At 60.0% G+C, this 12490-nt stretch carries 13 protein-coding genes and 1 tRNA gene; 5 read left to right on the top strand and 9 right to left on the bottom strand.

Translation table 11 applies throughout. The annotated features are described in order from the left end of the window. Window positions 1-72: 72 nt before the first annotated feature. The 6 genes from ruvC to IDM28_RS06000 form a co-directional block, all read right to left on the bottom strand. On the bottom strand, window positions 73-597 hold the full coding sequence (gene ruvC / locus IDM28_RS06025) for a crossover junction endodeoxyribonuclease RuvC (protein WP_101317407.1): 525 nt from the start codon (window positions 595-597) through the stop codon (window positions 73-75). Window positions 598-665: 68 nt separating this feature from the next. After that, window positions 666-1412: a YebC/PmpR family DNA-binding transcriptional regulator gene (locus IDM28_RS06020; protein WP_101317405.1), complete on the bottom strand. Its 747-nt coding sequence runs from the start codon at window positions 1410-1412 to the stop codon at window positions 666-668. Window positions 1413-1510: 98 nt separating this feature from the next. Continuing rightward, window positions 1511-3286, bottom strand: a complete 1776-nt coding sequence (gene aspS, locus IDM28_RS06015; protein WP_101317403.1) for an aspartate--tRNA ligase — start codon at window positions 3284-3286, stop codon at window positions 1511-1513. A gap of 93 nt (window positions 3287-3379) precedes the next feature. Beyond that, on the bottom strand, window positions 3380-3601 hold the full coding sequence (locus IDM28_RS06010; protein WP_101317401.1) for an FmdB family zinc ribbon protein: 222 nt from the start codon (window positions 3599-3601) through the stop codon (window positions 3380-3382). A 92-nt stretch (window positions 3602-3693) separates the two neighbouring features. Beyond that, window positions 3694-3939: a ribbon-helix-helix domain-containing protein gene (locus IDM28_RS06005; protein WP_262500004.1), complete on the bottom strand. Its 246-nt coding sequence runs from the start codon at window positions 3937-3939 to the stop codon at window positions 3694-3696. Window positions 3940-4197: 258 nt separating this feature from the next. Beyond that, window positions 4198-4671: a Dps family protein gene (locus IDM28_RS06000; RefSeq protein WP_150572002.1), complete on the bottom strand. Its 474-nt coding sequence runs from the start codon at window positions 4669-4671 to the stop codon at window positions 4198-4200. A gap of 283 nt (window positions 4672-4954) precedes the next feature. Between IDM28_RS06000 and IDM28_RS24010 the strand changes: the two genes are divergently transcribed. Continuing rightward, on the top strand, window positions 4955-5548 hold the full coding sequence (locus tag IDM28_RS24010; RefSeq protein WP_188035555.1) for a cold shock domain-containing protein membrane protein: 594 nt from the start codon (window positions 4955-4957) through the stop codon (window positions 5546-5548). A 45-nt stretch (window positions 5549-5593) separates the two neighbouring features. Here IDM28_RS24010 and IDM28_RS05990 read toward each other — a convergent pair whose 3' ends face one another. Further along, complete coding sequence (locus IDM28_RS05990) at window positions 5594-5800, bottom strand: SlyX family protein (RefSeq protein WP_101317393.1); 207 nt, start codon at window positions 5798-5800, stop codon at window positions 5594-5596. Between the two features lie 4 nt (window positions 5801-5804). Next, window positions 5805-6227, bottom strand: a complete 423-nt coding sequence (locus IDM28_RS05985) for an HIT family protein (protein ID WP_188035554.1) — start codon at window positions 6225-6227, stop codon at window positions 5805-5807. A gap of 732 nt (window positions 6228-6959) precedes the next feature. Here IDM28_RS05985 and IDM28_RS05980 point away from each other — a divergent pair. The 3 genes from IDM28_RS05980 to IDM28_RS05970 all read left to right on the top strand — a co-directional run bounded on the left by IDM28_RS05980 (window position 6960) and on the right by IDM28_RS05970 (window position 11090). Next, complete coding sequence (locus IDM28_RS05980) at window positions 6960-8240, top strand: OprD family porin (protein WP_101317389.1); 1281 nt, start codon at window positions 6960-6962, stop codon at window positions 8238-8240. A gap of 159 nt (window positions 8241-8399) precedes the next feature. Next, complete coding sequence (locus IDM28_RS05975) at window positions 8400-10115, top strand: proline--tRNA ligase (RefSeq protein WP_188035553.1); 1716 nt, start codon at window positions 8400-8402, stop codon at window positions 10113-10115. Window positions 10116-10136: 21 nt separating this feature from the next. Next, window positions 10137-11090, top strand: a complete 954-nt coding sequence (locus IDM28_RS05970) for a hypothetical protein (protein ID WP_101317385.1) — start codon at window positions 10137-10139, stop codon at window positions 11088-11090. A gap of 44 nt (window positions 11091-11134) precedes the next feature. On the opposite strand, the gene dinB is transcribed toward IDM28_RS05970, so the two are convergent. Next, entirely contained in the window at window positions 11135-12193 is a 1059-nt protein-coding gene (gene dinB, locus IDM28_RS05965) for a DNA polymerase IV (protein WP_188035560.1), read from the bottom strand. Window positions 12194-12411: 218 nt separating this feature from the next. On the opposite strand from dinB, the gene IDM28_RS05960 reads away from it, so the two are divergent. After that, window positions 12412-12488 (top strand) — tRNA-Met (locus IDM28_RS05960). Window positions 12489-12490: the final 2 nt, after the last annotated feature.

Here is a 12490-nt window from a genome sequence, read left to right as displayed (position 1 = left end):
GGTCAACCCTATCAGCAAATGCGTCGAGTGAACGTTTCACCCGGCCAAAATGTGTATCAGCGCATGAAGCGGTTACAGACGCAAGCGTCCGCCGCGCTTGCGCGCAGTGGTCAAGCCGTGGGGGATCAGGCTGGAGCGGGTATGCGCATGACAGAGGGCGATAGCCAAGGCGTCAGAGGCGTCGATCTGCGGCTTTTGCGTCAGCTTGAGCAGGTGCATGACCATCAGCATCACCTGGTCTTTGTTGGCCGCGCCGGTGCCAGCCACCGCCTGTTTGACCTGGGTGGCGCTATATTCGGCGATCTCCAGGCCAGCTTCGGCACCGGCCACGATGGCTGCACCACGGGCCTGGCCGAGCTTGAGCGCCGAATCCGGATTGCGCGCCATGAACACCCGTTCGATGCCCATGGTAACCGGGCCGTGCTGGCGAATGATCTCGCTGACGCCACGAAAGATGATCTGCAGGCGCTCGGACAACTCGCCGGCGCCCGTACGAATACACCCCGACGCCACATATTCGCAGCCCCGGGCGGTCTGGCGGACCACGCCAAAACCGGTGATGCGCGAACCGGGGTCGATACCAAGAATCAGAGTCATAGGGCCTGCAAGTTGAAAATGAAAACACGCTTGGAGCAGTCAGGCCCTGATGGCTTGAAGCGCCGGCATCAGCCTAGCTGCTCAAGGACCTCATCGGAGATCTGCGCATTGGAATAGACGTTCTGCACGTCGTCCAGGTCTTCGAGCATGTCGATCAGCTTGAGGACTTTTTCAGCGCCATCGCGATCAAGCTCGGCACTGGTAGTCGGCTGCATCACGATTTCGGCGTCGGCGGCCTTGAACCCAGCTTCTTCCAGCGCGTTGCGCACGGCATAAAAGCTGTTGAACGAGGTGAACACTTCGAACGAGCCGTCGTCATTGCTGACCACGTCATCGGCGTCGGCCTCCATGGCCGCCTCCATCAAGGCGTCTTCGTCAACGCCAGGGGCAAAGCTGATCTGGCCCTTGCGCTCGAACAGATAAGCAACTGAACCGTCGGTGCCAAGATTGCCGCCGCATTTGGTGAAGGCATGGCGCACAGCCGCTGCGGTACGGTTGCGGTTGTCGGTCATGGTTTCGACCATGATCGCCACGCCGCCGGGGCCGTAACCCTCATAGCTGAGCTCTTCGACGTTGTCGCTTTCGTTGGTACCGGCGCCGCGGGCAACTGCCCGATCAATGATGTCGCGGCTCATGTTGGCACCAAGTGCCTTGTCCAGCGCCAATCGCAAGCGCGGGTTCGACGCTGGATCGGCGCCGCCCTGCTTGGCCGCGACCGTCAGCTCGCGGATCCACTTGGTGAAGACCTTGCCTCTCTTGGCATCCTGGCGCTCTTTGCGGTGCTTGATGTTCGCCCACTTGGAATGACCAGCCATATCGACTCCGAATCCTTGATCCACAAACAGGTTCCGCCCCGAAGGGCGGAACGCGATAAATTCGAGGGCGCGACCTCACGGGCGCGCCCGGGTCGGTGTTACTCGACCTTGGTCTGCTCACGCAGACGGATGTGCAGCTCACGCAGTGCCTTGGCATCGACCAGGCCCGGTGCCTGGGTCATGACGCAGGCAGCGCTCTGGGTTTTCGGGAAGGCGATCACTTCACGAATCGACTGGGCGCCGGTCATCAGCATTACCAAACGGTCCAGACCAAAGGCCAGGCCGCCGTGCGGCGGTGCACCGAACTTCAGCGCGTCGAGCAGGAAGCCAAACTTCTCTTCCTGTTCCGCCGCTTCGATACCGAGCAGGCGGAACACCGCCTGTTGCATCTCTTTGCGGTGAATACGGATCGAACCGCCACCCAGCTCGGTGCCGTTGAGCACCATGTCATAGGCACGCGACAGCGCCGTGGCCGGATTGGCCTCGAGCTCTTCCGGGGTGCACTTGGGTGCAGTGAACGGGTGGTGCAAGGCGCTGAAACTGCCGTCTTCGTTCTCATCGAACATCGGGAAGTCGACAACCCACATCGGTGCCCATTCGCAGGTGAGCAGGTTGAAGTCGTTGCCGACCTTGATCCGCAGCGCACCCAGGGCTTCGCTGACCACTTTGAACTTGTCGGCACCGAAGAACACGATGTCGCCATCAACCGCACCGACGCGATCGAGGATCACGTTGAGGTTGGCCTCAGGGATGTTCTTGACGATCGGCGACTGCAGGCCTTCGACGCCCTTGGCGCGCTCGTTGACCTTGATGTAGGCCAGGCCCTTGGCACCATAGATGCCAACGAACTTGGTGTACTCGTCGATCTTGCTACGCGGCATGCTTGCGCCGCCTGGCAGGCGCAGGGCGGTGACGCGGCACTTCGGATCGTTGGCCGGGCCGGCGAAGACCTTGAAGTCGACATCTTTCAGCTGGTCGGCAACGTCAACCAGTTCCAGCGGGTTACGCAGGTCTGGCTTGTCGGAACCGTAGCGGCGCATGGCCTCTTCGAAGGTCATGTGCGGGAATTCACCGAATTCCAGATCCAGCACTTCCTTGAACAGCTTGCGGATCATGCTCTCGGTGAGGCCCATGATCTCGGACTCGTCGAGGAAGCTGGTCTCGATGTCGATCTGGGTGAATTCCGGCTGGCGGTCGGCACGCAGGTCTTCGTCGCGGAAGCACTTGGCGATCTGGTAGTAACGGTCGAAGCCGGCCACCATCAGCAACTGCTTGAACAGCTGCGGCGATTGCGGCAGGGCGAAGAAGCTGCCGGCGTGGGTACGGCTTGGCACCAGATAGTCACGTGCACCTTCTGGGGTGGCACGGGTCAGGATCGGTGTTTCGACGTCGAGGAAGCCGTTTTCGTCGAGGAAGCGGCGGATGCTGGTGGTGATGCGCGAACGCAGACGCAGCTTCTCGGCCATTTCCGGACGACGCAGGTCGATGAAGCGATAACGCAGGCGGGTTTCTTCGCCGACGTCGGAGTATTCGTTCAACGGGAACGGCGGGGTTTCGGCTTCGTTGAGTACGGTCAGCTCGTAACCCAGCACTTCGATGCCGCCCGACGCCATGTTGGCGTTGACTGCACCTTCGGGACGCTTGCGCACTTTACCGGTGACCTGCACGACGTATTCACTGCGCACGCGGTCGGCGGCGGCGAAGGTTTCGGCGCGATCCGGGTCGAACACGACCTGGGCCATGCCTTCGCGGTCACGGATATCGAGGAAAATCACCCCGCCGTGGTCGCGGCGACGATGGACCCAGCCGCAAAGGGTGACTTCCTGGCCGTCCAGGCTCTCGTTCAGTTGGCCGCAATATTGGCTGCGCATCATGATGGTGGTTCGCTTCTCGTGATTCGTGTATTCGATGGAGGCCTTGGCCGCCCAGAGGGCTAATACTGCAAGACCCGGACATTGCAATTCAACTCAGTCGGCCTTGTCGCCGCCTGCCAGATTCTTTTTTGCCCCGGTCTTGAAGTCGGTTTCGTACCAGCCAGTGCCACTGAGGCGAAAACCTGGAACGGACAATTGCTTCTTCAATTCCGGCGCCTGGCAGGCCGGACAATCAGTCAACGGCGCGGCGCTGATCTTCTGCAACGCCTCAAGCTGATGGTTGCAGGCTGCACATTGATAGTCGTAAAGGGGCACGGGGATCTCTCGCAAACCATAACGCTGGCTGCCGGGGCAGCAAAAACCGGCATTATATATGGTTAGAGAGGTCAGTGCAGCCCGCCCGGCACTCAACGCGCGCTTGGCGGATCGCGTAGCCAGGCAACGCAGATCACCCGGACCAGGCCGCTGAAGTTGCGCACCCCGCCGTGGCGCAGGTGAACTTCGCGGTCAATGTAGGACAACACCGCACTGACCGAGCACTGATTGACCTCGGCAATACGCTGCAATATCTGCCAATACACATCCTCCAGGCGCAGGCAGGTGGCAAAGCCGTTAAGCCTGACCGACCGCGACACTGGCTGCAACTGCAGCATGTCGAAGTCCGCTGCGAAGGGATCGACACAGGCCTTGCCTGGCCAATGTCCCTGACACACATTGCTTTTGCTGCTCCGCACCCTGATGTCCACTGCTGCCACTCCATCGCCAAGGGGATCCATTCATGTGCTGGAGACATGAATCATGGCGTGTAATGAAGCGCCGCGAGGCGGGGCATGAGCAGCGGCAAAATTTTCCGCCTGCGCGTGCAGTTCACCACCGCCCTGCGCTTCACGGCGCAGGGCGGCTTGGACAGTTTATTTACCTTCGAGCAACGAGCGCAGCATCCACGCGGTCTTCTCGTGCACCTGCATACGCTGGGTCAGCAGATCCGCCGTTGGCTCGTCACTGACCTTGTCGACCACCGGGAAAATACTGCGTGCGGTACGCGTGACCGCCTCCTGCCCCTCGACCAACTGGCGGATCATCTCATCAGCAGGCGGCACACCCTCCTCTTCCTGGATCGATGAGTGGCGGGCATAGAACGCGTAGGAACCAGGCGCCGGGAAGCCCAGCGCGCGGATCCGCTCGGCGATCGAGTCAACCGCCAGGGCCAGCTCGTTGTACTGCTCTTCGAACATCAGGTGCAGGGTACGGAACGCCGGACCGGTAACGTTCCAATGAAAGTTATGGGTTTTCAGATACAACACATAGGTATCCGACAACAAACGGGACAGCCCATCGACGATGGACTTGCGATCTTCTTCACTGATACCGATATCGATTGCCATGAAGCTCCCCTTTTTCATGTGGCTTGGGTAGTCAAGCGGATGAAGGGGCACTGTAACAAGACTTGCCTGCGCCTGCATGTGACGCAGGGCAATCGATCACCCCCATCATCCGCCCGGTTTGAGCTCACCGGGCCTTTGCTGTTAAATAGGCAGGGTGCCATTCGTGCGGATTGTTAATGCCGGATGCATAGGCAGGCCAGCTGCGTGACCGCGCTTTCTCTCTCATGCGCACCGTGCTGCCCGCTCTTCCTGTGATTGACCTTATAAACGTGAGCCAACCCAAATGTTCAAGATCGTCCATCTGGTGACGGGCGCAGCAGCCTTGCTGCTGTCGCTCATACCAAGCCTTCGCACCGAGGCAATTCCCTTCCTGCAGCAACCGGAGGCCGTGTACCTGGCCTTTCTCGGCCTGCTCAACCTACTGCTGGCGCCGGTCGTGCCGCTTTATTACCGCGGCGCGCGCCTGCAACTGCAATACCTGGCCAGCGCTTTGCTGGTGCTGGCCGTTGCTTTACAAACAGTAACCGTGCTGGTCCGGCCTGAGCTGGGCAACCTGCCTGCACTGCTGTGCGCTGCTCTGGCAGTTCTGGCACACCTGGTTGCCGGCTTCAGCCGCAGCAGCGGCCGCTCGCGCAATGCTGGCGGCGCTGCCCAAGAAGGCAGCAAGCGCGATACCGGCACCGTCAAGTGGTTCAACACCTCGAAAGGCTTCGGCTTTATCTCGCGCGACTCCGGCGACGATATCTTCGTGCACTTTCGCGCCATCCGTGGCGACGGCCACCGCGTACTGGTCGAAGGCCAACGCGTGGAGTTCTCGGTCATGCACCGCGACAAGGGCCTGCAGGCCGAAGACGTGATCGCGGTCTCGCGCCGCTGACAGCAAAGGCCTTGCGGGCGCTATGCACCCGCAAGGTACCCATCCTCAGTAATGAGGCGGCGGCGCTTCTTCACCTTCGCTGCCGTACTGCCCGACCATCTCCTCGTAACGCTTGATCAGCTCGGCCATCTGCAGTTGCAGACGATTGATCACCCGCCCCTGCTCGACCACCACATCATTGAGCTCCTGTAGCGCGTCATCCTGAAACGCCTGACGGGTTTCCAGGTCGATGATTTGCGATTCCAGAGACATCAGCTCACGCCCCCTTGAAGTCATTGTTGTTCAACGCCGAGCGCAGGCGCTGGCGAAGCTGTGCGAGTTGCTCCTCGCTGTACTCGGCAGCCGCCACCTTGCCCCACACTGGCGCAGGCCAGGCAGCATCGTTGCGGTGGCGCACGATCACGTGCATGTGCAGTTGGCTGACCACGTTGCCCAAGGTCGCCACGTTCATCTTGTCGGCAGCAAATTCCTGTTTGAGCGAATTGGCCAGGCAGGTGGTTTCTTGCCACAGCTGCTGCTGGTCGGCTGCCGTGAGGTCAAACAGCTCACTGACGTCGGCTTGCCGCGGCACCAGAATGAACCACGGATAATTGGCGTCTTTGCTCAACAGCAGCCGACACAGCGGGAAATCTCCCAGCACCAGGCAATCCTGCTGCAAACGCGGATCCAGGACGAACACGGCAAATCTCCTTCAATCAGATCGCCTGCGCAACGCAGGCATGGTGCGCGGAGGATACCCTGCCTGGCCGCAACAGGCATGAAATCGGGCGCTCCAGCTACACTTTAGCTGGCTTGCACAGCTGCCCTGCACCGCCGCGGTAACAGAGCGCTACTTTTCGCACCAAAATAGAGCCGTCCGTCGCGGTGCTGACGGCGGTTCCCAGTAAAACTACTCAAGATGAACAAGCGGCGGTAACACATTGGTTTAGTTAGCAACCTTACAGTTGCATCGACCGTTGAATATTGGCACACCATCATACAGACCGAACCCTTTATTTTCGGAGGTTTGCCAGCAAGTGATCAGGCAGATGTGAAAAATTCATCAACTCAATGTGAAAATGAGCACGCTTGTTGCATTCCCTCAACGCCAAGTCGGCACGACACCTGCAGTGAGCAGGAGCTGCCGACAGACCACGGCGCCGAAGCACTATCAAGGGGTACCGCCCTGTGTTGACGGATGAGGGAGCAGAACGCTGGGATATATGTCCGCTGTTCGGCGCGTAATTTGCGACATTGAATTAGTTATAAGCGACACGCCATAAAGTTTGTGAAAAGTTGCTTTATGCATATCGCCAAATAAAGAGTCAGCGTGATATACCTTCGCGCCGACACAACAAGAAAGAGCTGCCCCATATAATTAAAACCCCGGGCGCAGCGGTACTCTTCCTAAAAACCAAAGGAGCAAATCACGATGCGCGTGATGAAGTGGAGCATGATCGCCCTGGCCGTTGCGGCAGGCACCTCGCAAATGGCCATCGCCTCTTCGCAGGATGATTCCAAAGGCTTTATTGAAGACAGCCAGCTGTCAGTCAAGTTGCGCAACCTGTACTTCAGCCGTGACTATCGTAACCAGGAGTCGGCCGCTAACCGCGCAGCCGGCCTGCGTCATGATCAGCGTGAATGGGGCCAAGGCTTCATCGGTACCTTTGAATCGGGCTTCACCCAAGGCACCGTCGGTGTAGGTGTCGACGCCATCGGCATGCTCGGCCTCAAGCTGGACAGCGGTCGTGGCTTCTCCGGCACGGGCCTGTTCCCTACCGGTTCAGATGGCCGTTCCCAGGACGACTACTCCAAGGGTGGCGCGGCGGTCAAGTTCCGCATTTCCGACACCGTACTCAAGGCTGGCGACCAATTCGTATCGCTGCCTGTATTCGCCACCGACGACAGCCGCTTGCTGCCTGAGATGGCCCAAGGCACATTGATCACCAGTAGCGAAATCAAAGGCCTCACCCTGAATGCGGGTCGCTTCACCAGCCTGACCGGTCAGGAACAGACCAACCGTGACAACTTCCGCCTGAAAAAAGCCGACGTTGCCGGCGGCACGTATGCCTTCACCGACAGCCTCAGCACCAGCCTTTACTACTCCAAGGTTGAAGACTACTGGCGCAAATACTACGCCAACGTCAACTGGGCTCTGCCGATCTCTGACACTCAAGGCCTGGTGTTCGACTTCAACGTGTATGACACCAAGAGCAGTGGCAGCGGCGAAGCTCGAGCCTATGATGGCGACAAGATCGACAGCCGCGCATTCAGCTTGTCCGGCGCCTATAGCATTGGCGCGCACACTTTCACCGTCGCGTATCAGAAGATGACCGGCGACGGCGGCTATCAGTATGGCGTCGACGGCAATGGCACCATTTTCCTGGCAAACTCCATTGCCCGCTCCGACTTCAATGCTGAAGGCGAGAAGTCTTGGCAAGCACGTTATGACCTGAACTTTGCCGAGTTCGGTATTCCTGGCCTGACCTTCATGACTCGCTACGTACGCGGTACGGATGCGAAAGTGGAAGGCACCAACAACGGAACCGAGTGGGAACGTGACATCGACGTCAAATACGTGCTTCAGGAGGGCCCCGCCAAGGACCTGAGCTTCCGTGTTCGTCAGGCAACTTATCGCTCGTCCGACGCCGTTTACTCCAACTCTCTGGACGAACTGCGTCTGATCGTCGAGTACCCGCTGAGCATCCTGTAAGCCTGGCTTGCAGTGCCCCGCACTTGAAAAGCCCGGCGACCACGCCGGGCTTTTTCTTGGCTGACAACTGGCCTGCGCTGCGGCATCCTGTACGCTTTCGTTTCGCCCCCGTAGAATGCGGGGTCATTTCAACGTCTTAGGCAATCGACACGGCCCCCCATGCGCACCAGTCAATATTTGCTCGCCACCCAAAAAGAAACCCCTGCCGATGCAGTGGTCATCAGCCATCAGCTCATGCTGCGCGCCGGCATGATCCGCAAGCTGGCCTCCGGCCTGTACACCTGGCTGCCGATGGGCCTGCGGGTAATGCGCAAGGTCGAAGCCGTGGTCCGCGAAGAAATGAACGCCGCCGGCGCGCTTGAAGTGCTGATGCCGAGCATCCAGCCAGCCGAGCTGTGGCAGGAATCTGGCCGCTGGGAACAGTACGGCCCAGAGCTGCTGCGCCTGAAAGACCGGCACAACCGCGACTTCTGTGTTGGCCCGACTCACGAAGAAGTGATCACCGACATGGTCCGCAACGAGCTGTCCAGCTATAAACAGCTGCCGCTCAACCTGTACCAGATCCAGACCAAATTCCGCGATGAGATCCGCCCACGCTTCGGTTTGATGCGCGGCCGCGAGTTCATCATGAAGGACGCCTACTCGTTCCATGCCGACCAGGCTTCCCTGCAGGAAACCTACGACCGCATGCATCAGGCGTACAGCAACATCTTTACCCGCCTGGGCTTGAACTTCCGCCCAGTGCAGGCTGATACCGGCTCGATCGGTGGCAACTACTCGCACGAATTCCACGTCCTGGCCGCTACCGGTGAAGACGACGTGATCTTCAGCGACAGCTCCGACTACGCCGCCAACATCGAAAAAGCCGAAGCCATCCCACGCGAAAGCGTGCGCCCGGCGCCAACCGAAGAGCTGCGCCTGGTCGATACTCCGCTCGCCAAGACCATCGCCCAACTGGTCGAAAACCATGGCCTGCCAATCGAGAAGACGGTCAAGACCCTGATCGTGCGCGGCGCTGAAGAAGGCAAGCTGATTGCCTTGATCGTGCGCGGCGATCACGAACTCAACGAAATCAAGGCCGCCAAGCTCCCGCAGGTTGCCGAACCGCTGGTCATGGCCAGCGACGCCGAGCTGCGTGACGCCATTGGCGCCGGTGCAGGCTCGCTGGGCCCGCTGAACCTGCCGCTGGAAATCATCATCGACCGCTCGGTGGCCCTGATGAGCGACTTCGGCATCGGCGCCAACATCGACGACAAGCACTACTTCGGCGTCAACTGGGAGCGTGACCTGCCAGTGCCTGAAGTAGCCGACCTGCGCAACGTGGTTGCCGGTGACCCAAGCCCAGATGGCCAGGGCACCCTGGTGATCAAGCGCGGCATAGAAGTCGGGCATATCTTCCAGCTCGGCACCAAGTACAGCGAGGCGCTCAAGTGCCAGGTACTCGGCGAGAACGGCAAGCCAGTAGTACTGTCGATGGGTTGCTACGGCATCGGCGTTTCGCGCGTGGTTGCTGCTGCCATCGAGCAGAGCTACGACGACAAAGGGATCATCTGGAACGATGCCCTGGCGCCGTTCCAGATCGCTCTGGTACCGCTGCGCTACGAAACCGAGGTGGTGCGTGAGGCGACCGACAAGCTGTACGCCGAACTGACCGCTGCAGGCTTCGAAGTGCTGCTCGATGACCGTGACAAGAAGACCAGCCCAGGCAACAAGTTTGCCGATATGGAACTGATCGGCATCCCGCACCGGATCGTGGTCAGTGACCGCGGTCTGGCCGATGGCAATCTGGAATACAAGCACCGCACCGAGCAGGACGCCCAGGCGCTGCCGGTCAACGAAGTGCTGACCTTCCTGCAAGCCCGCATCCGTCGCTGATAGCCCAATGCGCGAGTGAACATGTACAAGCGAAGTACCTTTACCCTGGGGGGCGCCGCACTCTGCGGCGCCCTGTTCGTCAGCGGCTGCGCCAATCAGATGTCCCAGCGCAGCGAGCATGAAGAACGCGTCGAGCGCAAGTTGCTCGAGCACAGTCTGCAGATCGACGTTGGCGAGCCCAAGGTAATGGAGCTTCCGCAACGGCGCGTGCGCGTTCACGAGCAGCAGCGCTTCGAAGTCACCGAGTTCGAAGTGACCCGCCGCTACGACCGCTACACCCCTTACCAGCCCTGGCGGGAGATCTACGAGATCCCGCTGGGCGCGGTCGCGGTGGTGGCCGGAGTCGGTGCCAATGTGGTCAATGTGTTCGCCTTGGGCAACCTGCCGCAGAGCGTCACTCATGACTGGCTGAGCTATGGCGTTGCCGGGCTCAATCCATTCATGAACGTGCAATCCAACGGCCGTGCCCAGCAGAACCTGGCGGGCATCAGCGAGGTGGAGAAAGCCAAGCGCGAAGAATCCACCAACCTGCCCTGGAGCGAGCGCCTGGTCGAGGTCAAGGCTGGCAAGCTCAACCATGAGCTGACCACCGACCGTAACGGTGTGCTGCGGCTGAACCTGCTGGATGCGCCGTTTTCCGAGCAGAATCTCGGCCGCGTAGGCACCCTGCACCTGCAGGTGGTCGACGAGGACAACGGCATTCGCGGCGACGCCAGCCTGCTGGTCAGCGGCACGCTGCGCAACAAACTGGTCGAAGCACGGCACCTGATCTTCGATGACCTTGAAGACGACGATGTCAGCCAGTGGGTTCACCGGGTCAAGCGGCTGTCCGAGCTTGGCCTGGAAGAAGAAGCCAGTGAGCTTGAGCAGAGCCTGATTGAACTGACCCGCAATGATCCAGAATTGCAGCAGGAATTCTTGCAGGCACTGACCAAACAGACCGGGCGACTGGTAGCAGATCCAGGCGGACAATAATCGCCTTCGTCACAGGGCCGCCTGGCGGCCTTGCTGACGCACCCTCAAGATTGCGCAAACAACTCCAGCTGCTCATGCGCCCCGCGCAGATCGCGCAAGCGCACCCCAACTCCAAGCAACCGCACCGGCTTGCCACCTCGGGCAAACGCCTGGCTCAGCAACTGTCGGTAACTCTCCAGATCGCGCCCGGCACCCGCCTGCTCGATGGTCGTCTGCGTGAAGTCGTGGAACTTGACCTTGACGAATGGCTTGTCGGCTTTATAGCTGCTGTCCATCCGCGCGACCCGCTCATTAAGGCTATCGAGCAACTCAGGCAATTTGGCCAGGCAGCTGTTCAGATCAGGCAGATCGGTATCGTAGGTGTTTTCGACACTGACCGACTGACGCCGGCTGTCATTCTGCACAGCGCGCTCATCCACACCACGGGCCAACCCCCACAAACGCTCACCAAAACTGCCGAACTCGCGCACCAGCGCCAGCTTTGACCATTCGCGCATGTCCATGCAGGTATCGATACCCAGCCGGGTCAGTTTGTCGGCAGTGACCTTGCCCACACCATGCAGGCGAGCCACCGGCAGCGCGGCAACAAACGCCTCCACCTCGCCGGGGGTAATCACGAACAGTCCGTTGGGCTTGCGCCAGTCGCTGGCAATCTTGGCCAGGAACTTGTTTGGCGCAACCCCTGCTGAAACCGTGATGTGCAAGGACTTGGCGACGCGCTGGCGGATATCCTCAGCAATCCGCGTGGCGCTGCCGCCGTACCAGGAGCTGTCGCTGACATCCAGATAGGCTTCATCCAGCGACAGCGGCTCGATCAGCTCGGTGTAGTCACGAAAGATAGCCTGGATCTCGCGTGAGGCTTCGCGGTAGGCCTCGAAACGCGGCTTGACGATCAACAGGTCAGGGCAGAGTTTAAGCGCGTGGCGCGAGGACATTGCCGAGCGTACCCCATAGGCGCGCGCTTCATAGTTGCAGGTGGCAATCACCCCGCGCCGCTCCGCCGAGCCACCCACCGCCATCGGCCGGCCAGCCAGGCTCGGGTCGTCACGCATTTCGATCGCAGCGTAGAAGCAGTCGCAGTCGACATGGATGATCTTGCGCAAAGACATGGATGACCGTCAGTACTGTAAATTCATACAGATACTACCGTAACCGCCACGCGCTGGCACCGTGCGCACTCTGCTATTCGACAATTGGCCTGGAATGCCCGCCGTTGCTGAGCCCGGCGCTTAATTGACACGCTAACAGATTGAACAGAAAAGGATTTCCCTGAGAAATAGCTTGACTGTGCAGCGCCAGGGCGTAGAATCCACTCCACAGACGCGGGATGGAGCAGTCTGGTAGCTCGTCGGGCTCATAACCCGAAGGTCGTCGGTTCAAATCCGGCTCCCGCAACCAAA

Origin of the sequence: Pseudomonas sp. EZ-C24, assembly GCF_014525325.1 — a bacterium.
Taxonomy (GTDB): Bacteria; Pseudomonadota; Gammaproteobacteria; order Pseudomonadales; family Pseudomonadaceae; genus Aquipseudomonas; species Aquipseudomonas shirazensis.
This window is presented reverse-complemented; position numbering and strand designations above follow the sequence as displayed.

Excerpts from the sequence above, each read along its gene's own strand:
- ruvC (WP_101317407.1), bottom strand. The coding sequence starts at position 597 with ATGACTCTGATTCTTGGTATCGACCCCGGTTCGCGCATCACCGGTTTT.
- IDM28_RS24010 (WP_188035555.1), top strand. The coding sequence starts at position 4,955 with ATGTTCAAGATCGTCCATCTGGTGACGGGCGCAGCAGCCTTGCTGCTG.
- IDM28_RS05980 (WP_101317389.1), top strand. The coding sequence starts at position 6,960 with ATGCGCGTGATGAAGTGGAGCATGATCGCCCTGGCCGTTGCGGCAGGC.
- IDM28_RS05970 (WP_101317385.1), top strand. The coding sequence starts at position 10,137 with ATGTACAAGCGAAGTACCTTTACCCTGGGGGGCGCCGCACTCTGCGGC.
- IDM28_RS05990 (WP_101317393.1), bottom strand. The coding sequence starts at position 5,800 with ATGTCTCTGGAATCGCAAATCATCGACCTGGAAACCCGTCAGGCGTTT.
- aspS (WP_101317403.1), bottom strand. The coding sequence starts at position 3,286 with ATGATGCGCAGCCAATATTGCGGCCAACTGAACGAGAGCCTGGACGGC.
- IDM28_RS05975 (WP_188035553.1), top strand. The coding sequence starts at position 8,400 with ATGCGCACCAGTCAATATTTGCTCGCCACCCAAAAAGAAACCCCTGCC.
- IDM28_RS06020 (WP_101317405.1), bottom strand. The coding sequence starts at position 1,412 with ATGGCTGGTCATTCCAAGTGGGCGAACATCAAGCACCGCAAAGAGCGC.
- IDM28_RS06005 (WP_262500004.1), bottom strand. The coding sequence starts at position 3,939 with ATGCTGCAGTTGCAGCCAGTGTCGCGGTCGGTCAGGCTTAACGGCTTT.
- IDM28_RS06000 (WP_150572002.1), bottom strand. The coding sequence starts at position 4,671 with ATGGCAATCGATATCGGTATCAGTGAAGAAGATCGCAAGTCCATCGTC.